Below are 23,383 nucleotides of genomic sequence, written 5' to 3'. Positions count from 1 at the left end.
GTGATGTAGGGCGCAATGTATTGCGCCGCATATGCACTTTGAATACGGCAAAGATGTTTTTCGAGAGAATGCGGCGATCACATACTGCGCATTGCAATGCGCCCGACGCCAAGGAAACTGCTATCCGCAGGAGCGGCTTCGGGCGTGAAAAATAAGTATGATCAGCATTTGCGGCTAAAACCACCCCTACGGGAACATGCGCGATTTGAAAGTGCAGGTGTTCGCATTTTCCAGCTCACCCCCCCCCGTTGAGCTAATGTGACTTTGAAGTCAGGAGAGATATCAAACATGGAGACCCAGTCATCTTCAGGAAAAGCATCAAGATAAATAAGAAAATTGCCGTCTTTACGGATTGACAAATAGCTAATTTTTGCATTAAGCAAGCGATATTCGGGGTGTTTTTTCCTCCATTCATCCGTTGGCGCATCAAGCAAATTGGATGAGTTAATGATTTCGGGCAACCGTACAATCAATTCTGCAAATGTGTCCATTTGCGCTTGGACGGGTTCGGTTCCCTTTGCATTTATCGAAACAGGATAATCTATCCCATGTACTTTTGCTTCTGCAACCCAGTCATTGTGTTTGGCGCGGTACCTGTACTGACCAACCAGCGGGTGATCTGTCCAGCCTGGTTTAGTGTCCTGTGATTCTGAATTATCTTCGTTCATTTATTTCTCCTTGCCAGTGAAATGCGGGGCTTCCTCTATTGCTATTTGTCAGTTTTTTAAATTGGCATTCTAAATTGTATCTACGCGGGCTACTCTCAATTCCTGCTCCCTTGAACCAGATCCGGTATAACACCAAATTAACACCAAATTTTTTTTCTTATACGATCCAATCAGCTTCAATCACGGTGAAGTCTGGCGATGTCTCGATGCTTGGACCCCAGTCATCTTCAGGAAAAGCATCAAGATAAATAAGAAAATTGCCGTCTTTACGGATTGACAAATACTCAACTTTTGCATTAAGCAAGCGATATTCGGGGTGTTTTTTCCTCCATTCATCCGTGGGTGCATCAGGCAAATTGGATGAGCTAATGATTTCGGGCAACCGTGCAATCAACTCTGCAAATATGTCCATTTGCGCTTGAACGGGTTCGGTTCCCTTTGCATTTAACGAGACAGAGTAATCAATCCCATGCACAGGTGCTTCTGCAATCCAACTGTTTTGCTCAACGCGGTATCTGTATTGACCAACAAGAGGATGATTGATCCATTCCATTTCTTTGGCTTGTGGCACTTGATTTTGTTCGTTCATTTATTTCTCCAGAATAATCTATCATTGCACAATCTATTTACTTCTTCAGGCCAGGTTCTCCGATACAAATATTCTACTTGATATATTGTTTCAAAGCGTAGACGCACACAACGTCCTGTGTACGTCAACACTGATGAAAAAATTAAAGAATAGTTGCGAATTGACGATGCAAGGTATTCCTATTTTTGCGGAGGAAGCACTCCCACATCTACATCCCTGTAACCAGCCCCGAAATAGCGATTTACCGAACCGCAATGTCGGCAAGCTGCCCTGATATATGATTTTTTTACACGATGCGCTGTGGGCTGCTCGGTTTAATGAAAGCCTGCATTAGGATGCTGACATTTCCTGTATCACACGCCCCATTCCGCCAATGTGACTTTGAAATCAGGAGAGACATCAAATCCAGGACCCCAGTCATCTTCTGGGAAGGCAATAAGCCTCACAAAAAAACTGCCGTCTTCGTACAAAATCAAGGAAAGTATTTGCGCGTTAAGTAACCGGTAATCAGGGTGCTTGTTGCGCCACTCTTGAGTTGGCGCATCTGGCAAATTGGATGAAGTAATGATTTCAGGAAGCCTTTCTACCAACTCTGCAAACCTGTCCATTTGCGCTTTGGTGGGTTCGTTCCCGTGAGCAGTGATCCAGATTGGATAGTCAATACCATGCACGGTGGTGTGAGCTTTCCAATCCCCCAAAGACCTTCGCCTGAAGTGTCCGACTAAGGGATGGGGAATCCATTCAGATACCCAGGATGGGTGGATGAAATTTGTTTGACTTGACATGTGATTTTTCCTGATATCGTGTACGCTAATTGTATCTACGCAGGCTGCTCTCAATTCCTGCCCCCTTGAACCAGATTCGGTATACACCAGATTTTTTCTTATACGATCCACTCAGCTTCAATCACGGTGAAATCTGGCGATGTCTCGATGCTTGGAGACCACTCATCTTCAGGAAAAGCATGGAGATAAATAAGAAAATTGCCGTCTTCACGGATAGACAAATACTGAAATTTTGCATTAAGCAAGCGATATTCGGGGTGTTTTTTTCTCCATTCATCCGTGGGTGCATCAGGCAAATTGGATGCGCTAATGATTTCGGGCAACCGTACAATCAATTCTGCAAATGTGTCCATTTGCGCTTGAGTGGGTTCGATTCCCATTGCATTTAACGAGACTGAATAATCAACCCCATGTACAGGTGCCTTTGCAACCCAGTCATTATGCTTAGCACGGTACATGTACTGACCAACAAGAGGATGATTGATCCATTCCGGTTCTTTCGCTTGCGGTACTTGATTTTGTTCGTTCATTTGTTTCTCCAGAATAATCTATCATTGCGCAATCTATATACTTCTTCAGGTCAGGCTCTTTAATACAAATATTCTACTTCATATATTGTTTCAAAGCGTTGACGCACACAAGGCCCTGTGCGCGTCAACACTAATGAGAAAATTAAAAAATAGTTGCAAATTGACGATGCGGTGCATTCCTATTTTTGAGGAGGTACAACTCCCAAATCCCCATCTCGATAACCAGCCCCGAAATATCGATTGACTGCACCACAATTCCGGCAAGCGGCTCTGATATTGCCGTTCGGGTCACGTATCTGTGCTGCCCCCATGAAGCCCGATGGTTGTTCATTATTATTCAAAATCTGTGAAAAAATCTGGGGTTCTGCACAGGTACCGGGATATCCTGCAGTTTCCGGATTTAAATTATTTTCATTGATCAGGTTTTGCACAAAAGCATTTTCTATTGAAGGAACCTTTAAGTCTTTTCGAGGATTCTTGCTATATCCAAGCCTCACTTTACCTACCCTGTCAATATGGGCAGCTGCCATTCCTTCTTCCGTGATGTCCCGCGCTTCTTTTGCCGCCAGTTGTGCTAAAAATTCAGCATTCGTCTGGTTGGGAAATATCGTGATTTTATCAAGCTGGTTCCTCCAGTCAGCTGGTAAATCAGCTTTTGAAAAAGTGCGCTGTTCCTTAAGCCCGGCTTCTGACATGGTGCTGCTTTCAGGCTGCATGCCATCACGGATTGCATTCGCCCTGCCGTAGAAACCCGGGTATTCATCAATAAACGTCGCTCTGCGAGACGGGGGAACAAAGCTGTCTCTCCATGGTCGCTGGCTAATATAATTAGCACTTCTTTGAGGTGCCCCGGCCCTGGCGCCAGCAAAGTCCAACCCTATGGCACCCAGTTGATTTGCAGATTCAACTTGTTCTTCATTTCCGCCAAACAGGCGGGTATAAAAGCCGGGTGCGTTAAAAATAGGGCCAAGCAAAGCGAGTTCGAGATTGTTCTTTACCCTCAACTGTGCCGCATAGTCGGTCCTGTCCAGTTCCATGCGTTCATTCGGCCGCCCGGCATGTAGCATTCGTAAAGAATCTGGCATCCTTGATTGATCGGGAGTTTCGAACTTTCTCAATTGCGGCATTTCATCGGTCAAATCTTGCCAGTAGTAATAGCCCGGCGGTGGCGGTGACCATTTTGTGAAAACTTTTTCTTTACCCGCACCTGGCCCAAAAATAGTGACATCTTCTGGCAACGGTGTCGTCTCAGGCTTGTCGTAAGGTGTTGCCCAGCTCATGGCCCCGGTGTCACGGTCTGTAAAACTTGGCGGCCCTTGTTTCGCGATGATCCCGGGCAAGGAATCATACATATTGCCTGGGTCGCTTTGTCCTGGCGTGGCACGAGAGAATAAATCCTGCACCGGTGTGTAGATTTGTGGACTGCCGCCATAGAAGTGGTCATCTGCGGCAGATCGCCTGATGTCCATATCAGCTGGCGAGAAGCGGCTGCTCATATCAGCAGAAAACGGCTGGCTGTAGCGGTCTTCATCACTGCCACCTCTACTGACGATGGTATTGGGCTTCAAGCGGGGAATGTTGGGCCCCAGGTCTGACAATTGCAGATCGTCTGCAAGATTCTGGTTATAAGCTCGTGGATCGAAACCATCATACCCGTCAAGCTCGTCAAAGTCGGGAATGCGGTAGTACAGGCCGTCGCGGCCGCGTGTGCTGCTGATGTTAGGCATGGTTGTTCCTTATGTGTTTTTGAATGACGATGCAGGCTTGTTGCCTTGTTGTGGCATTGTTGTTGCGCATGGCGATGCACCCTGCACTACGGCAATTGCCCAGTGCAAGGTGCGCTGTGCGTCCCTGTGTTGATTTGGATATTTGAAAAAAATGACCGGAAATGGTACGGGTGGTGCGAGTGATGCGGGTGATGCGGGTGATGCGGGTGATGCGGGTGATGCGGGTGATGCGGGTGATGTGATGTAATGCGCACGGCGCACCCTACTGGATATAAGTCAGTAAAGTGCGCGTGGATTATTGTGCAGGGTTTACAAAACCAGCTTGCGTTCTTCGACCAGGTATTGCAATTCGTCCAGAGCGTTGATAAACGCTTCTTGCGGGTCGAGCTTGGGGTATTTCCAGAAATTCATCAGGCCCAGGTGTTTGCAGATGGCCCAGTAGGTCCAGGGTTGTTCGAGGCGGAGGTCGTTGATGAGGCAGTCAATCTCTTTGACTTTTTTCTCTCTTTCCAAATCCCAGACGGCATGGCAATCGTCGCTGGCAACACAATAATTGCTGAGGGCATTCTTGCCGATGATGCCACCACCGATGCCGGTGTCACGGGCGATTTCTGCGTGGTTGTTGTTCATCCACATGGCCCATTGGTCGAGCCAATAGGTCAGCAGGTCTTTTTGTTCCTTTTGTGGGTCATTGTTGTTGGTGACTGTGTGTGCAAAATTCTGACGTGCGTTCATGCTTGCTCCTTGTTGTGCATGGGCTGTAGAGGTGTTGCTTGCGTATTTTTTAAACTTTAAAACCTTAGGGCCTCTCAACACAGAGACACAGAGGAGCCATAGAGGGGCACCGAGAAGGGCCGAGAACGTAATTGATCCAGGCCAGGCCCAACCTACATCCTTGCCAACAATTCCGTTTCTCAAATGCTTTGCTTTTCTCTGTGTCCCTCTGTGCCTCCGTGACTCTGTGTTGAGTGGTTTTGACGATTTATATCAAACCACCCGCCGGTACGATTCCCAATCAAACACCACGGCCTTGCCGCCACCTTCGCGTAGCCTGTCCATGGCGCGGGTGCCGATATAGTGTTCGAGTTCTGCGAGCCCCAGGTTGCTGATGAGGATGCTGGGTTTCATAACTTCGTAGCGGCCGTTGATGATGTCGAACAACAGCATTTTTTCTGTCTCGCTGCCAAACTGGACGCCGACTTCGTCGAGTATCAGCAAATCTGGTTCTACAAATTCCTGTATCAGTTCCGCCTCGGTGTGAGGGCTGTCGCGGCGGTAGCTTTCCTTGATGCGGCGTACTGCTTTTAAAACGGAACTCATCACGGCCTGTTTGCCTGCATCCATGATGTGCCTGGCAATACCCACCGCCAGATGGGTTTTGCCGGTGCCGACGCTGCCGCAAAAGATCAGGCTGCGGCCTGTCTTCAAGACGGCATCGAACTCTTGCGCATAAGCCTGGCAAGTGCGCAATGCCTGTTCTGCGGCGGCACAGGTAGGGCGATAATTTTGCAGGTTGCGTTCTGCAAAGCGTGCCGGTATGGCGGCGCGGCCCAGGCGTTTTTGCCACAGCGCAGCTTGTTGCACTTGCCGCTGTTGCTGCATGCTGGCCCGGCGTTGCTGAGCGTCGCTGGCTTGCAAACATTTTTCACAGACAGACCAGATACCGGGCTTATGCGAGTAGGCGGTGTAGTCGCCATGTTGCTGGCAATGCCTTTGATCGCTGCCAAGTACTAGAGGACTGTAGCCGTTGCGAGCAGAGTGCCTACCGCTTGCGCAACGATCATGGCTGCGTTGCAAATGCTCGCGATAGTTCACGATTGCTGCGCTCACTGGCTCAGGCCTTGCCTTGACCTGTTCGCCTGGCAAGCGTCTTTCACTTCTGTTTTCACGGTTAAAGTCCACTATGCCGCCGACGTGGATAAAACTGCTGTTGTCAGAATGAGCCATCCTGGGCTATTCCCTGAGCGTAGTTGGTGTTGGCAAGGTCTTTTTCATGAGATTTTGATGCCAGTCTGGCGGGCGCACTCCAGTCGGCTTTGTAATGTTCGTTAGGGCCAAAGAAAGTCGCAGCATGCTTGATGAACTTGGGTGCCTCCCCGGAAGCGGCAATGTAAGCGGCATAGCGTTTGACACCTTCGAGCATGAGCATCGCATCGACGCCTTGACGCCGTCTTGCCAGCCAGGCTTGCCAGGCTTCTTTTTTACTGGCACCTGGGCGCCGTGGATAGACTTTCCAGGCTGCTTCGAATTGCGCAGTATCTTCGTCAGCCCTGGCCAGTTTTTTTGCTTTGGCAGATGGTATTTTTTTGTCGTCGCTCTCGTGACAAGGCGCAGCCATGTCAGGGGTGAGGGAATCAGGAATCAAGTCAAGGGAATCAGGAATCAGGTTAAGGGAATCAGCCGGGCCAGTTCTGGTTATATTTTCGGCCTTGTCAGTGCCAGGCCCTGTACTTATCCAGGATTCAACCGGGGATGGAATAAAACTTTCATTTTCTTTGAAGTGCGGGTTCTGGTGCACATTCCATTTGCAGACTTGAATATACCGATTCCCATCTACGGTATAACGCTGGATGAAACCACGTTCATGCAGCGCTTCAAGCAATGCATCAATATCGCAATCATCATAGGGTAGAACCTCGGCCTTGATTTTTTTTATGCGATCTTCTACGCGCCCCTCCCTGTCAACGATGGTCCATAGACCGGCAAACAGCAAGCGGCCCAGTGCTGGCAATTCAGCCAGCGCGTCATTGGTAAAAAAACCTGGTTTGATATTTCTTGAACGTGCCATATTTCATTTTCCTTTTATCATTTTGTGATCATTGATTCGCAAGCCAGTGCAGCAGCATCACATCTCAAGGCAAGCTGGAAATCTTTTTCTATTTCCTGAATTTTCTTTGGGGTGTAGCAAGGGTTTCGAACGACCCGCGCAGGTCGGCCAGCCATTCGCAAGCCAACTACCCACCACGACATAATTTGCAATACGTATACACAGGCTGATTCTGCGCATTGCAAAACTGCCGTATCGAGCGCATCTGTCCACGCCCTTGACGGCAGCGCGGGCCTTTGCATAAACGGCGCGGTGTGATGGTGTGGGTGGGTGAAATCACCCGGTTGTCCAGATGCTGCCAGTCGGTTGTTGCGGGTGACTGGCTCAGCATAGGCAGGCCTTTGCTTGTGTTAATGCATGGTCGGAAACTTGAACTGGTCCACATGCTTGCCCCAACAGGCGAGCGCGTGCGGACACCTGACGCAGGATGTCTTTTTGTATTGTCATGTTGTTGTCGTGTGGCTGCCTGGGTAGTTTTATTAATGGTGCGGTTGTAGAGAACCGGAAGACCTCTCAACACAAAGGGACACAGAGGGACACAGAGAAAAGCCGAAACAGTAAAAAAGGGCAGATTCGTAGGTTGGGCTACGGGGTATCAGCCCAACACTCAAGCTTTAATAAACGAATACGTCGCTTTAAAGCCGAGTGTTGAGCTGATGAAACGTAGCCTAGCGAGCCCCGGCCCAACCGACGACATGAATACCTCCGTCGACTGGTTACGCCATTATCAAATGTTCTCTCGGTCTTCTCTATATCGCTGTGGTGCAGCAGGGATTTCGTGCGGCCCGCGTAGGGGAGCATGCTCCTCGCCTGCGTAACGAAGACTGCTTGCAAGCAGTCTTTCCTTTCTCTGTGTTGAGAGGTCTTCATCGTCAAATTTGTATGCCCCTTGCATGAGGGGCCTCGGTCGCCAAACAGAACGACAAAAATAATCAGCCGGATCGCCAAAACAAAAGGCGGCTGATGGTGGCCGGGGAATCCCGGCGGGTAAGTAGATGTTAAACAGTATTCGCGCGGTAATGGATCAAGGCAGGCGAACGGCTAGTATGTTTAAGGTTGCAGGATATGTGGGTTGATGCCCTCGCTTCATTACCGGATGAATCCCGGATTAACGTAAACGAGCTTATCCCCACAAACTCAATTATATACACTTTCGTATTGTGATCCAAGTTTTTTTCGTATTGTTCTTGGCATTTTTTATGCGATAACGCATAATGCAGTCATGGACGCTAAAACTAATATCAAATACCTTATGGATAAGTCGGGCATGAACCCGACTTCGTTGGCAACTGCCCTGGAAAAAATGTTCCCTGATGAAGTCAGGGTGCCGCAGGCGACGATATTCCGTATCGTCGAAGGCATCACCAAGGACCCGCGCACGTCGTCGTTGGCGCCGATTGCCAAGTTCTTTAATGTCAGCCTGTCTGACTTGCGCAGCAAGGATTTGCGCGGGCATGAGAGCAGCCAGCCCGCTGCGGCCAACGATGAACAGATCAGCATCGCTGCTATTAATTACTATGCTGCCAAGGGCTCTTGCGGCGGCGGCGCGCACAATGAAGATGCCGAACCCAAAGGCCAACTGATTAAAGAGCTGGGCTTTTTCAAGAAATATGGCGTCAAGCCTGACAACCTGGCGGCCATCTATGCCGATGGCAGCTCGATGGCTGACTTTATCGTCGATGGCGACATGGTCATCATTGACCAGACCAAGACCGAGCCACAAAGCGGCAAGATCTTTGCCATCCAGCATCCTGATGGCCTGCGCATCAAGCAATTGCGCCGCGAAATCGACGGTACCTGGGTGCTGGAAAGCCGCAACCCTGATAAGCGCACTTACCCTGATGAGCGCATCACGCCTGAGAATGTGGGCTTGTTGAAGATTATCGGGCGTTTTGTTTACAGGCAAGGTGGTTGATCAGAGGGCAGGGGATTGCCTATATATATGGTCAACGCAAAGTCAACGCCCTATACGCTACCCACGCTACCCACACTACTCCGGCCCCCCACCATCATGTTAATTTGCTATGATCAATGATTTGCAGGGACATGTGCCCTGCTCTCCACCATGACTGGATGATCAAGCTTCATGCAAACTGTACTCTCGCAAGCACTCCACACCCCGCGCCTGATCGTGCGCACCATACAAGAAGATGACCTGCCTGACTTGTTCAAGGTGTTTTCTGACGACACCGTCACCCGCTTTTTACCGTATATCACCTGGGCAGACACCCTCGCTGCCCATAGCTGGTATGCGCGCGTCAAGGAAATGGCGGCGCAGGCATCCGCCGTGCAATGCGTGATGGTCGATAAAGAAAGCAGCCAGGTCATTGGTTCTTGCCTGCTGTTTCGCTTTGATACTGACAGTGAACGCTGCGAGCTGGGCTATGCCCTGGCGCAATCGCACTGGGGTGGCGGTTACATGGCCGAAGCCCTGCGCGCCCTGCTAACGCACGCCTTTGGCGAGATGGGCATCAATCGCATCGAGGCAGAAGTCGATCCCCGCAACCCCGCCTCTGCCCAGCTCTTGCGCAAACTGGGCTTTACCCAGGAAGGCTTGCTGCGCCAGCGCTGGAAAATGAAGGGCGAGATCAAGGACACCTGGATGTTTAGCCTCTTGCGCGATGAATGGCAGGCGGCGAACCGGCCAGGCTGAAGCCGCTGCTACGGAATGTCATTTCCGGATTGCGGGGCACATTGCGATGCGCCGTATGGCAAGAGTGCACGCGACAATTTAATTTACCGGCAGTAAGCAATACCAGGCAAGCAGGGTGCGCCGTGCGCAGCATAGATTGCGATGTTGCTTGAGAAGCGCGGTGCATCACTTAACGGTGTCCTAGTCGCAGGCTTTTGAGAGAGTAAAAACTGCCAGCCAAATTATGCATATCGTAGTACCGACGAATGAGCAGAATCTGGATAGACTGACGGTGTAGGTAGTGAAACAATAAGTTAGATTTATTGAGACATTAATGGGCCGACTATATGAAGATGATTTTAATTGCATTTAGATCATTCATCTGACACAATTTATTTATTGGTGATTAAGTATCTACGACTCAGATTTCTATTTTTCAAACTGAGAATCCAATAGCAATTTCATGGTTTTGGAGAACTAACAATAATGGAGCCAAGTGATCTCCTTGAACATAAGCATTCTCATAAGCGCTTAGCGAGCCAGCCGCAATTTAAACCCATGAAAAAGGGTAAATTTCCAAAACCATTTAAGACAATGGGCGGAATGAGACTTCACTCTACAGATTTGATTGACGTTTCTGATACGCATTGCGTAATCTTTATTTGGCGAGATGGTGACGAACTCATTGATTCATTATTCCTGGGGTGGCTAATGTGCAAATTGCGCTCGGGGGAATTATCTCCGCTTTTTGAAATGCATTTACATCCAAGTCATAAGGGTTTACATGTGAAGATGCCTTGCAAAACTGATTTGGACTATACTAGTCGCCAGCTACCTGGAGCGCCTGAATTTGACTTAAAGTTCCAGAGAATGCTTGATCCAAGGTCAGAAAAAGACCGCGAAATATTAATTGCTGATTTTTGCAAAAGATGCGGCATTGAAATAGGTGACGAAAATAGCTTATGGAACTCATAGCCGATCTCAAAAGTATGATTTGTTCTTTATTTGAGGTGCACTCTGAGAAAAGCGGAGTGCAAAGGATTGTCACGCCTATTGAATATCCTGGCAGCGGTGATCGAATCGTTATTCGAATTAGACCAACTCAAAATGGTTTTCAATTAGATGAAAATGGTGAAGCAGCCTTGTATGCGAGCATGGCAGGTGGAGATTGCGAATCTGATGTCGTAGATCGCTGGGCAACAGACCTAAGTTTGTACTCTCCGGCAAGATATAACAGCGAAGATCAACTCATTTCTGCAAATACAGTTGATCAACGACTTATAGCACCCTATATATTTCGAGTCGCGGAAGCGGCACAACAATTATTTTCCATTGCAACTTCACGCACGGAAAGACATAGCAATGATTTCAAAGAGCGAGTCAAAAATGTTGTCGCTCAGACCGCGTCTAAACTGCAGCTCCCATATGAAACCGATTTTACCCTACCAATTGCGGGTGGATTGGTTGCCGATCATTATATAAGCGCGAAAGTTCCTCTTATTATTGTTACCGCGACGTCAGCTACACGACTGTTGGAAGCTGAGCTAATACATATGCAATATCAAATGGAGCACACTGGAGGGTTTGTACTTGCAGTAACGGAAAGTCAGGCTAGTGTTGGTAAGAAACAGTTTGAACGAGCGAACTATTACACTGGTAAAACTGTTAGTTTTAGTCCCAACGATCTGGGGCCATTAATCAAATCTTTGGTTCATTAGCTTTCTTTGCCTCAAAAAAACCCGCAAACGCGGGTTTTTTTACGTCCTTTATACCAATTCCAGCACTTTCCACGTTTACATATAACCAACAATTCCATACGAAATCATACTTTTTAATGCATTTTCGTATTGACTCGATTAATACAGAAGCGTATAGTTCTACTCATGGTCAGACAAACAAAGAAAGCGACACATGAGCACGCAAACTTATTTTGGATTACCCAAAACCTATTACGCGCAACCGGCCACTGCATCTACTGCGGTGCTGATCAACGGGCAAAACCTGATCGACGCCTTTGCTGAATGCAACATGGAACAATGCAACAAAATGGCCAGCCTGCTGGACCAGGGGCGGTATGAAAACTTTGGCAGGATGATGGCGAAGGTCATGCAGGACTGGCAGCAATAAATCGCTGTACTGTGCCTTGAAAGCTGGACGATGAAATCTGGGTTTTGAAATCTAATTACTGAGTTTCAACACTGCGTTTCAGCACTGAGTTTCAACACCGAGTGCGGCACTGAGTTGAACACTAAGTTCAACACTGAATGTCGATATTGACTATAACACCGAAGCGCTCTGCATCTGAGCGCATAGCACGCAAAGAAGAATACGCTGGTGAAATCGGTTCGCGGCCCATTTCACACTTGCCGGAGTAGCGTCCGGCACCTTGTCTGCGCTGGCCTTGCACTTTCTGCTGCCGCGTTCACCCGCGGCGGGCAAGGCCAGCGCATCACATTGTCACCTGTTTTTTTCCGGCATCAACAGTCAGCCGCAATGGCCAGCTAAAGCAGCACAGCATGAGCAACACAGTACCAGCAGTACGGCATCAACAACAAAGTATCACCCGGCATCACCAGGTGTCACCTAGCATCACCCTCGAGCATCACTCTTACAGTATCACCCAAAAACTACATTGATTAACACGAGAACGAGTGCGTTTTTCTGTGCGTACGCGCTCGCCCAAAATTTTGTGAGGACTAGTATGAAAACATCCCTGACAGACTGGCTGGTCACTGCCCTGGCGTATATCGTCATCTGCGCTGTGCTCAGCATCATCAATAATGAAGAAGACAAAATACCAGGTGCTGAACAGCTTGAGCAGCCTGAAAAACAGGCAGCTCCCGCCAGCCGGGCGGCGGCGAGACTGCATGCCTCAGTGACCGCATCTGCGAATGCATCAATAAATACATCTATGAATACACAGCCCGCAAAAAAAATACCTGAGCAAGGCACTGCGCGTAGCGAGTTGAGCCAGCTGGCGCAAGAAGCAGAACGCATGACCGGCTTTGGCGCGAGGGTGCAATGAAGCATAGCCGCCAGTTACATGCCGTGGGCAATGCCCTGTTCGATACCCGCAGCAGCCAGTGCATGGCAATAGCCTATGGCTGGCAGGCCGAGGCGCATTACGATGCCAGCGGCAAAATCTGCAACCCGGATGCCCTGCAACCATCTGACGAAGCCATTGCCAATGCCCGCCTTTGGGCAAAAGCACCCGAGCTGCTGGACAAGGCGAAGGCCCTGGCCGCCAAGCTGCCACAAGATGATCACTGGTTTGCTGCCCACGAAGCACAAGCCTTGCGCGAACTTTGCCAGTCTTTAGAGAAAGCCACGACATGAACGATACACATGCTCTCATCAACCATCTGCATATGCGAGTGCGCATCAAGTGCGCCGTGTATCGCATGATACGCAACCTCGGTTACAGCCGCCTGGCGGCATGCAAGACAGCGCTGCAACATTAATTCTTGAGATTTCTGAAGCTCTTGAAATTTTTGAAATTTTTGAAATTTTTCACACAAGGCGATAACAAGAATGGCATCCGTCAATAAAGTGATCCTCGTCGGCAACCTGGGCCGCGACCCTGAAACCCGCTACGCCCCCAGTGGCGAAGCCGTCAGCAACATCACCATTGCCACCACCGACAACTGGAAAGACCGTACAACCGGTGAACGCAAGGAACGCACAGAGTGGCACCGCATCAGCTTCCTCGGCCGCCTGGCCGAAGCGGTCGCCATGCACCTCAAGAAGGGCGCGTCCGTCTATGTAGAAGGCAGCCTGCGCACCCGCAAATACACAGACAAGGATGGCCAGGAAAAATCCATCACCGAAGTGCGCGGCGACACCATGCAGATGCTCAGCAGCAGATCAGCAGCCCAGGCAGACGGCACGGATGGCACACCGGCAAAACCCCGCCAGCCAGCCCGCGCGCCTGAGACCTGGGACAACATGGATGATGATTTGCCGTTTTAATCAGCAGTAAAAACCGCCTGGATAATAATGTAGTAATTCCCTCTCTTCGAGGAGAGGGCCAGGGTGAGGATGGGTTTCTTGTGCAATGTGATGATGAGTCAATCAAATGGAAACCATCGCCATCCCCGCCATTTCAACGCGCTGCCAGCAGGCGGCCTGGAAATGGATAGTGCAAAGCATGCTTTGCGAAACCGCAACAATCTCCCTTGCCAGGGAAAGAAGTAACAAGCCAAACAACCGCCGAAAGGACACAATATGAGAAACGACATCGCCGTACGCTATGCCCAAGTGGCGCAAATCCTGAGTGACAAATTCCTGTTCATCGAAGACATCATGCGCGAGCTGCGCACGTCGGAAAATTATGCGCGCAAGCTGATTGGTGACCTGTGCTTTTCTGGTCACGTCGTACAACGCGCCATCCCCAATAACCGTGGCCGCAGCAAGCTGCAGTTTGGCTGGCATAGCGGCAAGCCCGCGCCCACCATCTACACCCGCCAGATCAGGCCTACCGCCGACAAAATCCGCCGCACCGATCCGCTGATGATCGCCTTGTATGGTGAAGCCTGACGATCACCTCGTGCGCTTTGCTCAAGGCGGGAATGCAGGGCACGTTGTCATGCGCGGCATGTAATTTCTGTGTTCTCAGGACCATATGCATCGTCATCATCGACACTTGCATGCGGTGCGTTACAACGCACCCTACAGGCTGCATCAGCAAGTAGGGTGCGCCATGCGTAGCATTTCTCATCGCTAACTTTGCAATCATTTCTGAAAAAATGCGGTGCGCACGGCACCCCCTTCTGCATGCCCAAACCTGCCTGGAAGATGCAGCAAAAATACCAAACAATAAAAGTCACCACAGGAACATCATGCCAATGAAACGCATCACCGGCCCGGACGGCCTGCCCTACCTCATCGATACACAAGACGACGAGCAATCGAATAACTTGGGGGCTCCCGGTTTTCAGCCAGCCATGGAGGATACAGGCAGCTTGCCCGCATTTTCTGGCATACCCCGTAGCAGCGCGAAGCTCGACAATCTCATGAGATACTTTCCGGTTGCAATGGACGGGGCCATAGACAGGGCCACGAACAGGGCCGCAAGCAGCGAAGACAATGAACAGTTTATTGACCACTTGGTGGACAAGTTCCCTTCTGACATGCAAAATCTGGCACCGTCTGAGTTACTCCCTTATCTTCGCAGAGGGCTAAGTCCCGAAGAGAAAGGCAAATATATACGCTTGTTACCAGGCACTATTGGCGCAGACGCAGATCCATTTTCCGGCCTACAATTTTACAGAAAGCCAAACCCGGATTATGAGCAAAAGCTGGCCGCGCTAGAGGGCAGTGGGGGTGGCATGCAAGCGGCCACACCGGTCAGGGGTTTGCTATTGCGTACCATGGCGGCTGGCGATGATGCAGGTGACGATACTGAACAATCCCCGCAAGTTGACAATGAAGGCGATACCTACTCTGACAGAGAAGACGACGAGGGATGGGAAGATTCGCCGGACCGCGGCATTGACGACGCTGCTGAGTCGCCAGCGACTCAAGGCTATCAGACCAGTGCTTATTCGGGGCAATCAACTGGTGAGAAAAATCAGGCAAAGAAAACAGGTCTGTTAAGTCAGTTTACCGATACTCTTGCGAGAAAAGAGGGTAATGGATTTAGCGCCAAAGGACAGGATTCCCGGTTCCGCAATCCTATGGAACAAATTCCGGGTAATGATCCGTCTATACCGGAAGTACAGAATTCAGATGGCTCATGGACTTTGCCATTTGGTGGGAATGCACATCCGATCACGCCATACAATGGGCATCAAATACTCAAGGGAAGAGACAGACCCGTCAGTTACTCCAACGCAGAGATTGACGAAAAAAATAAAATCATCAACGTCAAGGTCCTCACGGATTATCAAAAGCCATCCTTATTCAGTCGCTTTATTGGTTTGAACAAACAGGTCAATGACCAGGAGTTTGAAAAATATGCGAAACTGGCCGATGAAGGCATAGCAAACCACTGGAGCAGGAAAGTCAATCTCAATGGAGAAGACTGGACAGTCAATGTCAGGCCTGAAAGATCAAAAGATGGCATGCCTTTCACCCTGGCCAATCCTGGAAGCAAGACGATCTATGGTGATTTGAGCAAGCGCTCAAGCAATCCGTATCCGACCGGATCAGGAAAATTGTATTACGACACAGATTATGGTAAAGATGCTGATGCCATACTCAAGAGAACTGCGGGACATGAATTTGGGCATGCTGTATTAACAGATGCACTCAGCAAAGATTATTCATGGGGTCATGAAGGCACATCAACTTTCTATGGTGACACCTACGAAAAAGCGCCCATGTATCCGGCAACGGGAGAAATCAATCTCATGCAGTACTACAATGATCATCCACAAGTAAAACTAGGCCAATATATAAATAGGAGTATCGCCAGTGAAAACGACGTTAAGACACTTATACATATTGCTGGCCGCCGCAAGTAAGCTGCTATTCATCGCGCCGGAAGCACAAGCGTGGGAGCAAAAGTTCGATCTAGAATTCAGAGTACTCAACTCAACAAAACACACCATTGATTTTTGCGACACTCATTCATCAGATTGCAAAACTGTCGCTGCGGGAGATACCTATGAAGATGGACAAATCACAAACGGAAAGCAAATTCACTATTTTTATTATTGGTTATATGGCACGACCATCAAAATCTGTGGAAAAATTGTGCCGCTAAGCAGGGTGGTCACGACACCCGTGCCGAAAAAAAACGACAGCGACATTGTCTTTTACAGAATGAGCATCACTGAAGAAAGCACTCAGCAATTATGCCGGGATACCAGGCAGACTACAGGAAAGCCCCCTTTGAATTTGGAGTATCGGCATTGAAAACGACGTTAAGACACTCATTCATCTTGCTGGCCGCCGCAAGTAATCTGCTGCTCACCACGCCGGAAGCGCAAGCTTTGGAGCAAAAATTCGATCTTCTCTTCACTGTAGTCAACTCCACTGCCCAGGTAGTCGAGATATGCGACCATAATCCGACAGAATGCAAAAAAATAATCCCGGGAGATACCTATCAAAATGGGTACATCACAAACGGGGAACAAGTTCCCAATTTTTACCGCTGGTTATATGGTACTACCATCGAGATTTGTGGAAAAAAAGTGCCCCTGAGCAGGATTGGCACGCCTCCTGTACAGGAAAATAATGGTCGAAGTATGATCTATTATAGAATGGCAATCAATGATGAAGGCTATCAGCGCGTATGTAGCGATGAAAAAAAACGAGCAGGCAAACATCCCTGAACAGGCCATATTTGTTGAGCGAACTTCCCCCATCGGGACTTCCATATACAAGAATGCTGACATTGATTTGACGACCGACTGCAGATATTCCAGTGTAGATAATCAAAGATATGGCAAATAATTCCCGCACTGGCAAGAACAACTATCCTGGCGCTATCCTGCCTGCCCCATATCGAGTCAGGCCACAGCCTATCGGCGCAGTGAACGATGAGCAGATACACAATGGCAGTAAGCGCCCGTTGACTTATGCCACTGCGAACATGGATGACGAGCATAAAATCATCCACATCCGCTTACGCATGAACTATGGCAAGCCATCACTGCTTACCTGCCTGTTGGGACTCGCCAAAAAGCCCGGCGACGCGCAGTTTGAATACTATGCGAGGCTGGCCGATGAGGGTATAGCAAAATACTGGAGCAGAACCATCACGCTCAAGGGTGAAGCATGGGATGTCAGGGTAAGGCCGGAAAGATCAGCGCAAGGCATGCCCCTGACACTGGCAAACCCGGGCAGCCGCCTGCTTGGCAACCTGAGCAAGCGCTCGCGCAATCCCTATCCGTTTTTTACCGGCACTTTATATTACGATGAGAATGACGGACCAGACCCTGAGCGCTCGTATGCCATGACAGCAGCGCATGAAGTTGGCCATCCATTATTGACGCATGCATTTGGCGCGATATGGTCCTGGGGGCATGCAGGTACATCTACCCTGCTGGGAAAGAGATATGACTCTGCGCCAGAATGTCCTGCACAAGGTGAAATCAACCTCATGCTTTACTACAATAGAAATACCAGCTGTGTCATTGGTAGTAACGGTATTTTTGAAAGAACCATTGCCAGTGAAGACGACCTTAAAACGCTGGTATATATTGCTGGCAGACCTAAGTAATGTATTGTTCACCGCTGCAAGGCGTGAAGTATCTTACTCCTCATACATGGGGAAATTCTTTACTACTGCAATACCGCCGTTCACGCCAACAGCAAGGCGGCAATCGCAAAGACAATTCCACCAATGACCATGTACCAGGATGCTTTTTCTTTTTCAAAGACAAACTCATGTGGACGATTGGGGTCATACAAGACGCTGACTGGTCTGCCTGCTTCAAAATCGGCGATCAACTCAGAAAGGAAAGAATGTTTAGCGGTGATTTTTTCACCTTTTTCAGTGGTGAAGCTGAACTCGGCAGTGTAAATCGATTTGCGTTTGGTGTAGTTCTTGATAGGATCAACCACGGCGGTTTTGCCTATGGCCTTCATATGTGCCAGGGATGAGCGCTCAGAGAAACCAGCCGCCATGAATGCAAGACCAGCGACCACGCCCAGGATTTTGAAGGCTATGCTCTTTTTTGCCATGCTCAGATCCCTGCTTAATCTACAATGATCAGGCCAGTGTAGCATCATGATGATGACGGCAACAACATTTGCATTGTGCCATGCCGCTATGCTGCCCAAAGGCGGCCCAAAGATGCAGGTGGGCAGCCCTCGGCTATCATCTGCGTTTTGAAATGCACTTTACATCATGCAAGACCAGCTCATCGCCCTGCTACAGGCCCACCAAGCCAGCGACGCCACAGAAGCCATGCACTTGACAACCACGCTGGACTTTGTGCATAGCACCGCCGACTGCGCCAGCCGCTCTACCCTGGTCGGACATGTCACCGCATCCGCCTGGATACTGCACCCCGATGGCCAGTCTGCCCTGCTGACGCATCACAAGAAACTCAATCGCTGGTTGCAACTCGGCGGGCATACCGACGATGCCGACACCAGCATACAAGCCGCTGCCGCACGCGAAGCGCGGGAAGAAAGCGGCATGGCTGACTTGCGCCTGCTGAGCGATGCCCTGTTTGATGTCGATGTACATCCCATCCCCGCCCAGGGCAGCGAGCCTGCACACTATCATTATGACGTGCGATTTTTATTCCAGGCACAGCATGTCGATTTTAATGTCAGCGAAGAGTCACATGCCCTGGCCTGGGTGCCGCTGGCTACGCTGGCGGCAGAAGACGACAATGCGTCGGTCGCGAGGATGGCGAGGAAAAGTGTGGGGGTGTCAGGGTTTGCGCCGGGTTTGCGCTAGTAGCGGCGGCCACATAACAGGCGATGGAAAACATGGAAGTGTGTAGGGTGCGTTGCAACGCACCGGATGAGAGCAAACAAAGATAAGGAAATTTTTAATTTCGAGCATGTGAAATACGCATATCACGAATGTGTTTCAAAGAGATACCAATGATTGGCAGCCATGCATGTGGTGCGTTGAAACGCACCCTACCCGTTACTTCAAAATTCCAGTAAATCTATTTTAGGTGGCGGCCATCACCCCGTCATGCCGGACTTGATCCGGCATCCAGCGGCGTTGTTTGTGCACTGATGGCGCACTTATTCACCGTGCCGCAATACGCTGCTCTGCGCCTATTCTCGCAGATAAAGACCGCATGGCTTGAAGACTAACGACACTGGATGCCGGATCGAGTCCGGCATGACGGGTGGTGGAGCTATGCGCGTTGCCAACCTTGTACGGCACTAGCATGCAATACAATTCAACAGCAGATGCGTGACATGATTTGCGAAGCGCTGGACAAGTGATGCGTGCGGTGCGCACGGCGCACCCTACTTTGTTGCGTCACATCTACGTATATCCATTTTGAGTAGCGCCCCCTATTTCGTCATGCCAGACTTGATCCGGCATCCAGCGGCGTTGTTTGCGTACTGATAGCACACTTATTCACCGTGCTGCAATACGCTGCTCTGCGCCTATTCTCGCAGATAAACACCGCATGGCTTGAAGACTAACGACACTGGATGCCGGATCGAGTCCGGCATGACGGGTGGTGGAGCTATGCGCGTTGCCAACCTTGTACGGCACTAGCATGCAATACAACAGCAGATGCGTGACATGATTTGCGAAACCTGCAATTAGTGATACCTGCGGTGCGCACGGCGCGCCCTGCTTCAAACTATACGCAAAACGCTCAGTTGCCACACAAATCTCAATCCGCTACACAGGCCCGTTAGCAATGCTGGTAAAGGCATACCCGCAGCGCGAATTCTACTGCGCCGCATGTGCACGTTGTTCGCCGCAACCTTACGGCGCATTGCAACACTCCCTACACTCACGGCGATGTTTGCCATTGGTAGGGTGCGCCGTGCGCACCATCGTGGAGAGTGATTGCCTAATGAAAACCGGTGCGCATGGCGCACCCTACAGGGTGGCGCCACCGTTTTTACATCACCGCAATCAGCCGCACTTGTACTGCGTTTTCTTCTGCCTCTTTGCAACGTTGCCCGATGATCTGCAATTCTTCAAGTACTTCGTTGTTGTCGCCTGATTCGCTCAGCGCCGCTTCGAGTGCACGTATGCTGATCAGCAGCTCGGTGGGGCTGACCCATTTGGCGTTGTCGGCCAGCCAGCTTTCGTCAAGCTCCTCTTCACTGATGTTGTATTCAACGTCAGAATAATCGACAAATTCGCTCAAGGCTTGCACGCCCAGTTCTTCGCAGTGGGCGTCGATGTCTTCGAGCTCGTCGAGCAAATAACCGAGGTCGTCTGGTGCGACATCGTCGCTGTCGCTTTCAAGTTTTATCCATAAGACCATGCTCATAATTTGGTTTCTCCGTGCTTGGTGAAATTTTTGTCTGAAATTTTGTCTACACTCAGGAAGGCAGCAGGCCATCGTTGACGATGTGGACGTAGTCCAGTCCATGACGCCGGGTCGATGCCAGCACTGAGGTCACTTGCTGGTAGGTGGTAGCATGGTTGGCACGCAGAAAGATAAACTGGCGATGGTCGTGGCGCAGGGCGAACGCCTGAAAACGCTGCTCCAACTGTCTCTTCGTGAGCACCTCGCCATTCAATTGCAGGCTGCCATCGAAATCAATGTCAACGAAATGGGAATCCGCATTCGGGTCAAAAAAGGCGCAGCCGCTTGCGCCATAGTCAAGAAAATGCCTTGCTGGCGGCACAGCCATGACCAGCATGGCAATCAGCGCCAGCATGATACCTATCATGGGCGTGCTGTCCATAGTCAGCAAGACTTCATCTTCTCTTTGCCAACCCTGGCCTGCCTGTGCGTGCATCATGTCTTTGTCCTGATTATTAATGACGGATTACTGCCGGATTTGCTGCTGCAACCATATTACACATTTTGTAAAGCTGTTGCAAAGTGGGCAAGCTCAAGTAAAGAGAAAGGCTAGCCTGACTGCCAGCACCAAAGACCATTGTACTATCGGGCAATAAACCTGCCCGTGCCTGTCCGTTTTTAGCATCAGCCCGGCAGGCAAAAGAAATTCATCTTGATGTTCTAAGACAAGTTCTGGGGACTGTGGCATTATATTTTAGAAGTATTGCAGAGTAAGCTGAAGCAAGCACGAAGTAAGCCGAGGCAAACAGCAAGCAAGCACTCAGCAAACCAGAATCAAAATACAAGTAGCCCTGAAGTCAATAAGTCAGTCTGACCCCGGTAAAGGCGAGAAGCATGAAAATCTATTCTGAAATCATCGTTCTGTATGACCACGTCGCCATGCCTGGCGAAGATGATTTTTGTCCGGCATTCTGGCAGGCAGAAGAGTTTGATTCAGATGGCGATTTTTATGGCGATGATGAATCGAAGGAATGGACCACGCTCAAGCTGACCAAGCATTATGCGAATGGGCGTAATAGTGACTTTCATTTGTATGTACACCGCGAAAAAACTGGTGATGCCGCGCATGAACTGTCCCGCTATTTTCAATACCGCAATGATGGCCAGTACAAAGAAAAAAAGAATGTGCAGGAAGCTAAAAACCTGTGCGTAGCTTCGTTTGAAATCAAGGCTGCATCGCTGGAAGACTACCGCGAATTTTTACGCACCGTGCATTTTTTCCTGGAACACACGGGTGGCATCGCCGCCAATGTGGGCGGTTTTGATGCATGGGATTTCAAGACGGAGTTTGTGGATTGATATTTTGAGCAGAGTGCGTAGGGTATGGTATAACGCACCGGCTTTGGAATTGAAACCTGTGTGATACATCATGCTGCATGACAATGAGTATCGCATTCTCATTCGCAAACAAGATGTAAATTATTTTTGACGATAGATGGTGCGTGATAGCCTACCCTACATGACTGGCTGATTCATATCTGTCACTTCTGTCACTTGGCACACAGCAATCCTCCGCCTGTAGCAACCAGCCCCAACATCGTCATGCCAGACTTGATCTGGCATCCAGTGTCTTTGAGCGTGCTAGTGCGCTACTCCATGTTCGCAGCAAAACATTGATTTCTTGATCTGCCTCCAGATAAGCTGCATCAGCATGCTAGCAACGCCGCTGGATGCCGGATCGAGTCCGGCATGACGGGTTTGGGGCATGCCATCTTAAAAATCTTCGCTTGTTTGCACAAAGCCGCGATGCAGAATGTATTGCCGTCCCCGCGTGCTTTACAATAGCGGCCAAATAAACCAACAGCACACTCATGAATGGCACTGATTTCTGGCACATCGTTGCCGTCACCAATCGCACAGCGCGCTACCAGCGCTATCGTGCCGAAGACCTGGAATACCATCTCAGCAAATTATCGTCTGAACTCATCATCGAATTTGATATTCTTTTCCACAAGCTTGTATATCAGGCGGATATTGGTGATGTGTATGGCGCGGGCTGCCTGTTGCATCAGGACTATATGAGCGACGATGGATTTTTATACTTCCGTTACTGGCTGGTTTCCATGGGCCAGGCTGCGTATGAAGAGGCATTGCGCAATCCAGACAGTATAGCAATGCTCGATATTGTCCATGACCGGGATGGCCGCCCAGATGTTTCTGATGAAGACTATTGTTACGCCATCTACAAGGCCTATGAAAAAGTCACCGGCAGGCGCATAACTGATGCCCCCCGCGAACGCGAACCCACAAACCTGGCAGAACCAGCCTGGTTTGACTGGGGTTATTACACCCATGAAGTGATGGAAGAAAAATTCCCCACGCTCTGGCAAAATTATCTGGCCAGCCAGCTTGACAAGGCCGCGGCCCGCAAGGTATTTACCGTCAGTAGTGAAGGCATCAGCGGTGAGGGTTAAACCGCTTGAGTTTGGCTGCTACGGCGCACCTGTTCGCGGCTAAAGCTGCTCCTACATTTGGCAAGCGCCGGTTCATGGGGCGCATTGCAATGCGCCCTACTTTACGGCGATGGTAAAAAATGGGGCTTGCAGAACGTGCAAGAAATCACATCCCCAAATAAAAAACCGCCACGGAAGGGGGATTTCCGTGGCGGCAAAATACCTAAGGAGACACAACAAGCATAGGATATCGGATTAATGTTACACAAGTGTGACGACGATATTTTACAATTGCTTACAAGCATGTAAACTG

Annotated in this window: 30 protein-coding genes; 19 read left to right on the top strand and 11 right to left on the bottom strand. The window is 49.7% G+C overall.

Annotated elements, in window-relative coordinates; genetic code table 11:
* Positions 1 to 161: 161 nt before the first annotated feature.
* The 8 genes from ACO0LG_RS09080 to ACO0LG_RS09045 all read right to left on the bottom strand — a co-directional run bounded on the left by ACO0LG_RS09080 (position 162) and on the right by ACO0LG_RS09045 (position 7,087).
* Positions 162 to 668 (bottom strand): hypothetical protein, encoded by a 507-nt coding sequence (locus tag ACO0LG_RS09080; protein WP_423025477.1) that lies wholly within the window; start codon positions 666 to 668, stop codon positions 162 to 164.
* A gap of 157 nt (positions 669 to 825) precedes the next feature.
* The gene (locus ACO0LG_RS09075) at positions 826 to 1,257 is read right to left on the bottom strand and encodes a hypothetical protein (protein WP_423025475.1); all 432 of its coding nucleotides are present in this window, start codon (positions 1,255 to 1,257) and stop codon (positions 826 to 828) included.
* 353 nt (positions 1,258 to 1,610) lie between these two features.
* Entirely contained in the window at positions 1,611 to 2,042 is a 432-nt protein-coding gene (locus ACO0LG_RS09070) for a hypothetical protein (RefSeq protein WP_423025473.1), read from the bottom strand.
* A gap of 98 nt (positions 2,043 to 2,140) precedes the next feature.
* The gene (locus ACO0LG_RS09065) at positions 2,141 to 2,572 is read right to left on the bottom strand and encodes a hypothetical protein (RefSeq protein ID WP_423025471.1); all 432 of its coding nucleotides are present in this window, start codon (positions 2,570 to 2,572) and stop codon (positions 2,141 to 2,143) included.
* Between the two features lie 179 nt (positions 2,573 to 2,751).
* Complete coding sequence (locus tag ACO0LG_RS09060) at positions 2,752 to 4,299, bottom strand: hypothetical protein (protein ID WP_423025469.1); 1,548 nt, start codon at positions 4,297 to 4,299, stop codon at positions 2,752 to 2,754.
* A gap of 309 nt (positions 4,300 to 4,608) precedes the next feature.
* Positions 4,609 to 5,034, bottom strand: coding sequence for a hypothetical protein (locus tag ACO0LG_RS09055; protein WP_423025467.1), 426 nt, complete (start codon positions 5,032 to 5,034; stop codon positions 4,609 to 4,611).
* A 252-nt stretch (positions 5,035 to 5,286) separates the two neighbouring features.
* On the bottom strand, positions 5,287 to 6,246 hold the full coding sequence (locus ACO0LG_RS09050; protein ID WP_423025465.1) for an ATP-binding protein: 960 nt from the start codon (positions 6,244 to 6,246) through the stop codon (positions 5,287 to 5,289).
* The gene (locus ACO0LG_RS09045; protein ID WP_423025463.1) at positions 6,233 to 7,087 is read right to left on the bottom strand and encodes a hypothetical protein; all 855 of its coding nucleotides are present in this window, start codon (positions 7,085 to 7,087) and stop codon (positions 6,233 to 6,235) included. Before ACO0LG_RS09045 ends, ACO0LG_RS09050 begins: the two co-directional genes overlap by 14 nt.
* A 1,261-nt stretch (positions 7,088 to 8,348) precedes the next feature.
* Between ACO0LG_RS09045 and ACO0LG_RS09040 the strand changes: the two genes are divergently transcribed.
* The 16 genes from ACO0LG_RS09040 to ACO0LG_RS08965 all read left to right on the top strand — a co-directional run bounded on the left by ACO0LG_RS09040 (position 8,349) and on the right by ACO0LG_RS08965 (position 17,925).
* Positions 8,349 to 9,041, top strand: a complete 693-nt coding sequence (locus tag ACO0LG_RS09040; protein ID WP_423025461.1) for a S24 family peptidase — start codon at positions 8,349 to 8,351, stop codon at positions 9,039 to 9,041.
* A 171-nt stretch (positions 9,042 to 9,212) separates the two neighbouring features.
* Positions 9,213 to 9,779: a GNAT family N-acetyltransferase gene (locus ACO0LG_RS09035; RefSeq protein WP_423025459.1), complete on the top strand. Its 567-nt coding sequence runs from the start codon at positions 9,213 to 9,215 to the stop codon at positions 9,777 to 9,779.
* A 465-nt stretch (positions 9,780 to 10,244) separates the two neighbouring features.
* Positions 10,245 to 10,733: a hypothetical protein gene (locus ACO0LG_RS09030; RefSeq protein ID WP_423025457.1), complete on the top strand. Its 489-nt coding sequence runs from the start codon at positions 10,245 to 10,247 to the stop codon at positions 10,731 to 10,733.
* Complete coding sequence (locus ACO0LG_RS09025; protein ID WP_423025455.1) at positions 10,721 to 11,476, top strand: hypothetical protein; 756 nt, start codon at positions 10,721 to 10,723, stop codon at positions 11,474 to 11,476. Before ACO0LG_RS09030 ends, ACO0LG_RS09025 begins: the two co-directional genes overlap by 13 nt.
* Before the next feature lie 193 nt (positions 11,477 to 11,669).
* On the top strand, positions 11,670 to 11,885 hold the full coding sequence (locus ACO0LG_RS09020) for a hypothetical protein (RefSeq protein WP_423025453.1): 216 nt from the start codon (positions 11,670 to 11,672) through the stop codon (positions 11,883 to 11,885).
* A gap of 274 nt (positions 11,886 to 12,159) precedes the next feature.
* Positions 12,160 to 12,345 carry a hypothetical protein gene (locus ACO0LG_RS09015; protein WP_423025451.1) on the top strand — a complete coding sequence of 62 codons (186 nt, stop codon included), beginning with the start codon at positions 12,160 to 12,162 and terminating at the stop codon, positions 12,343 to 12,345.
* A gap of 114 nt (positions 12,346 to 12,459) precedes the next feature.
* A complete protein-coding gene (locus ACO0LG_RS09010) occupies positions 12,460 to 12,783 on the top strand; it encodes a hypothetical protein (protein WP_423025449.1) in 324 nt (107 codons plus the stop codon).
* On the top strand, positions 12,780 to 13,094 hold the full coding sequence (locus ACO0LG_RS09005; protein ID WP_423025447.1) for a hypothetical protein: 315 nt from the start codon (positions 12,780 to 12,782) through the stop codon (positions 13,092 to 13,094). The genes ACO0LG_RS09010 and ACO0LG_RS09005 overlap by 4 nt, the downstream gene beginning before the upstream one ends.
* Positions 13,091 to 13,219: a hypothetical protein gene (locus tag ACO0LG_RS09000; RefSeq protein WP_423025445.1), complete on the top strand. Its 129-nt coding sequence runs from the start codon at positions 13,091 to 13,093 to the stop codon at positions 13,217 to 13,219. Before ACO0LG_RS09005 ends, ACO0LG_RS09000 begins: the two co-directional genes overlap by 4 nt.
* A gap of 70 nt (positions 13,220 to 13,289) precedes the next feature.
* Positions 13,290 to 13,727, top strand: coding sequence for a single-stranded DNA-binding protein (gene ssb / locus ACO0LG_RS08995; protein ID WP_423025443.1), 438 nt, complete (start codon positions 13,290 to 13,292; stop codon positions 13,725 to 13,727).
* Between the two features lie 106 nt (positions 13,728 to 13,833).
* The gene (locus tag ACO0LG_RS08990) at positions 13,834 to 13,986 is read left to right on the top strand and encodes a hypothetical protein (RefSeq protein WP_423025441.1); all 153 of its coding nucleotides are present in this window, start codon (positions 13,834 to 13,836) and stop codon (positions 13,984 to 13,986) included.
* A complete protein-coding gene (locus ACO0LG_RS08985; protein ID WP_423025439.1) occupies positions 13,983 to 14,294 on the top strand; it encodes a hypothetical protein in 312 nt (103 codons plus the stop codon). Before ACO0LG_RS08990 ends, ACO0LG_RS08985 begins: the two co-directional genes overlap by 4 nt.
* A gap of 302 nt (positions 14,295 to 14,596) precedes the next feature.
* On the top strand, positions 14,597 to 16,222 hold the full coding sequence (locus ACO0LG_RS08980) for a hypothetical protein (RefSeq protein WP_423025437.1): 1,626 nt from the start codon (positions 14,597 to 14,599) through the stop codon (positions 16,220 to 16,222).
* A complete protein-coding gene (locus ACO0LG_RS08975) occupies positions 16,203 to 16,616 on the top strand; it encodes a hypothetical protein (RefSeq protein ID WP_423025435.1) in 414 nt (137 codons plus the stop codon). The genes ACO0LG_RS08980 and ACO0LG_RS08975 overlap by 20 nt, the downstream gene beginning before the upstream one ends.
* Entirely contained in the window at positions 16,613 to 17,035 is a 423-nt protein-coding gene (locus ACO0LG_RS08970; protein WP_423025433.1) for a hypothetical protein, read from the top strand. Before ACO0LG_RS08975 ends, ACO0LG_RS08970 begins: the two co-directional genes overlap by 4 nt.
* A 110-nt stretch (positions 17,036 to 17,145) precedes the next feature.
* On the top strand, positions 17,146 to 17,925 hold the full coding sequence (locus tag ACO0LG_RS08965; protein WP_423025431.1) for a hypothetical protein: 780 nt from the start codon (positions 17,146 to 17,148) through the stop codon (positions 17,923 to 17,925).
* Positions 17,926 to 18,005: 80 nt separating this feature from the next.
* Here the strand turns inward: ACO0LG_RS08965 and ACO0LG_RS08960 are convergent, their stop codons facing one another.
* A complete protein-coding gene (locus ACO0LG_RS08960) occupies positions 18,006 to 18,389 on the bottom strand; it encodes a DUF3592 domain-containing protein (protein WP_423025429.1) in 384 nt (127 codons plus the stop codon).
* 166 nt (positions 18,390 to 18,555) lie between these two features.
* On the opposite strand from ACO0LG_RS08960, the gene ACO0LG_RS08955 reads away from it, so the two are divergent.
* Positions 18,556 to 19,116: an NUDIX hydrolase gene (locus ACO0LG_RS08955; protein WP_423025427.1), complete on the top strand. Its 561-nt coding sequence runs from the start codon at positions 18,556 to 18,558 to the stop codon at positions 19,114 to 19,116.
* Positions 19,117 to 20,260: 1,144 nt separating this feature from the next.
* Here ACO0LG_RS08955 and ACO0LG_RS08950 read toward each other — a convergent pair.
* Both ACO0LG_RS08950 and ACO0LG_RS08945 read right to left on the bottom strand, forming a co-directional pair.
* Complete coding sequence (locus ACO0LG_RS08950; protein WP_423025425.1) at positions 20,261 to 20,638, bottom strand: hypothetical protein; 378 nt, start codon at positions 20,636 to 20,638, stop codon at positions 20,261 to 20,263.
* Between the two features lie 52 nt (positions 20,639 to 20,690).
* Entirely contained in the window at positions 20,691 to 21,116 is a 426-nt protein-coding gene (locus ACO0LG_RS08945; RefSeq protein WP_423025423.1) for an ExbD/TolR family protein, read from the bottom strand.
* 395 nt (positions 21,117 to 21,511) lie between these two features.
* On the opposite strand from ACO0LG_RS08945, the gene ACO0LG_RS08940 reads away from it, so the two are divergent.
* Both ACO0LG_RS08940 and ACO0LG_RS08935 read left to right on the top strand, forming a co-directional pair.
* Positions 21,512 to 21,976 carry a hypothetical protein gene (locus ACO0LG_RS08940; protein ID WP_423025421.1) on the top strand — a complete coding sequence of 155 codons (465 nt, stop codon included), beginning with the start codon at positions 21,512 to 21,514 and terminating at the stop codon, positions 21,974 to 21,976.
* A gap of 512 nt (positions 21,977 to 22,488) precedes the next feature.
* Positions 22,489 to 23,091: a DUF4240 domain-containing protein gene (locus ACO0LG_RS08935; protein ID WP_423025419.1), complete on the top strand. Its 603-nt coding sequence runs from the start codon at positions 22,489 to 22,491 to the stop codon at positions 23,089 to 23,091.
* Positions 23,092 to 23,383: the final 292 nt, after the last annotated feature.

The sequence above is a fragment of the Undibacterium sp. Ji42W genome (assembly GCF_049340405.1).
Taxonomy (GTDB): Bacteria; Pseudomonadota; Gammaproteobacteria; order Burkholderiales; family Burkholderiaceae_D; genus Undibacterium.
Note: the sequence above shows the minus strand (reverse complement) of the source record. Positions and strands in the feature narration are given on the sequence as shown.

What these genes read in the sequence shown, in the direction of transcription:
- ACO0LG_RS08935 (WP_423025419.1), top strand. Translation starts at nt 22,489, where the DNA reads ATGAATGGCACTGATTTCTGGCACATCGTTGCCGTCACCAATCGCACA.
- ssb (WP_423025443.1), top strand. Translation starts at nt 13,290, where the DNA reads ATGGCATCCGTCAATAAAGTGATCCTCGTCGGCAACCTGGGCCGCGAC.
- ACO0LG_RS08945 (WP_423025423.1), bottom strand. Translation starts at nt 21,116, where the DNA reads ATGATGCACGCACAGGCAGGCCAGGGTTGGCAAAGAGAAGATGAAGTC.
- ACO0LG_RS08985 (WP_423025439.1), top strand. Translation starts at nt 13,983, where the DNA reads ATGAGAAACGACATCGCCGTACGCTATGCCCAAGTGGCGCAAATCCTG.
- ACO0LG_RS09035 (WP_423025459.1), top strand. Translation starts at nt 9,213, where the DNA reads ATGCAAACTGTACTCTCGCAAGCACTCCACACCCCGCGCCTGATCGTG.
- ACO0LG_RS08955 (WP_423025427.1), top strand. Translation starts at nt 18,556, where the DNA reads ATGCAAGACCAGCTCATCGCCCTGCTACAGGCCCACCAAGCCAGCGAC.
- ACO0LG_RS09060 (WP_423025469.1), bottom strand. Translation starts at nt 4,299, where the DNA reads ATGCCTAACATCAGCAGCACACGCGGCCGCGACGGCCTGTACTACCGC.
- ACO0LG_RS09075 (WP_423025475.1), bottom strand. Translation starts at nt 1,257, where the DNA reads ATGAACGAACAAAATCAAGTGCCACAAGCCAAAGAAATGGAATGGATC.
- ACO0LG_RS09020 (WP_423025453.1), top strand. Translation starts at nt 11,670, where the DNA reads ATGAGCACGCAAACTTATTTTGGATTACCCAAAACCTATTACGCGCAA.
- ACO0LG_RS09025 (WP_423025455.1), top strand. Translation starts at nt 10,721, where the DNA reads ATGGAACTCATAGCCGATCTCAAAAGTATGATTTGTTCTTTATTTGAG.
- ACO0LG_RS08940 (WP_423025421.1), top strand. Translation starts at nt 21,512, where the DNA reads ATGAAAATCTATTCTGAAATCATCGTTCTGTATGACCACGTCGCCATG.
- ACO0LG_RS09070 (WP_423025473.1), bottom strand. Translation starts at nt 2,042, where the DNA reads ATGTCAAGTCAAACAAATTTCATCCACCCATCCTGGGTATCTGAATGG.
- ACO0LG_RS08950 (WP_423025425.1), bottom strand. Translation starts at nt 20,638, where the DNA reads ATGAGCATGGTCTTATGGATAAAACTTGAAAGCGACAGCGACGATGTC.
- ACO0LG_RS09030 (WP_423025457.1), top strand. Translation starts at nt 10,245, where the DNA reads ATGGAGCCAAGTGATCTCCTTGAACATAAGCATTCTCATAAGCGCTTA.
- ACO0LG_RS09080 (WP_423025477.1), bottom strand. Translation starts at nt 668, where the DNA reads ATGAACGAAGATAATTCAGAATCACAGGACACTAAACCAGGCTGGACA.
- ACO0LG_RS09040 (WP_423025461.1), top strand. Translation starts at nt 8,349, where the DNA reads ATGGACGCTAAAACTAATATCAAATACCTTATGGATAAGTCGGGCATG.
- ACO0LG_RS08980 (WP_423025437.1), top strand. Translation starts at nt 14,597, where the DNA reads ATGCCAATGAAACGCATCACCGGCCCGGACGGCCTGCCCTACCTCATC.
- ACO0LG_RS09010 (WP_423025449.1), top strand. Translation starts at nt 12,460, where the DNA reads ATGAAAACATCCCTGACAGACTGGCTGGTCACTGCCCTGGCGTATATC.
- ACO0LG_RS09065 (WP_423025471.1), bottom strand. Translation starts at nt 2,572, where the DNA reads ATGAACGAACAAAATCAAGTACCGCAAGCGAAAGAACCGGAATGGATC.
- ACO0LG_RS09005 (WP_423025447.1), top strand. Translation starts at nt 12,780, where the DNA reads ATGAAGCATAGCCGCCAGTTACATGCCGTGGGCAATGCCCTGTTCGAT.
- ACO0LG_RS08960 (WP_423025429.1), bottom strand. Translation starts at nt 18,389, where the DNA reads ATGGCAAAAAAGAGCATAGCCTTCAAAATCCTGGGCGTGGTCGCTGGT.
- ACO0LG_RS09055 (WP_423025467.1), bottom strand. Translation starts at nt 5,034, where the DNA reads ATGAACGCACGTCAGAATTTTGCACACACAGTCACCAACAACAATGAC.
- ACO0LG_RS09045 (WP_423025463.1), bottom strand. Translation starts at nt 7,087, where the DNA reads ATGGCACGTTCAAGAAATATCAAACCAGGTTTTTTTACCAATGACGCG.
- ACO0LG_RS08990 (WP_423025441.1), top strand. Translation starts at nt 13,834, where the DNA reads ATGGAAACCATCGCCATCCCCGCCATTTCAACGCGCTGCCAGCAGGCG.
- ACO0LG_RS09050 (WP_423025465.1), bottom strand. Translation starts at nt 6,246, where the DNA reads ATGGCTCATTCTGACAACAGCAGTTTTATCCACGTCGGCGGCATAGTG.
- ACO0LG_RS09000 (WP_423025445.1), top strand. Translation starts at nt 13,091, where the DNA reads ATGAACGATACACATGCTCTCATCAACCATCTGCATATGCGAGTGCGC.
- ACO0LG_RS08965 (WP_423025431.1), top strand. Translation starts at nt 17,146, where the DNA reads ATGGCAAATAATTCCCGCACTGGCAAGAACAACTATCCTGGCGCTATC.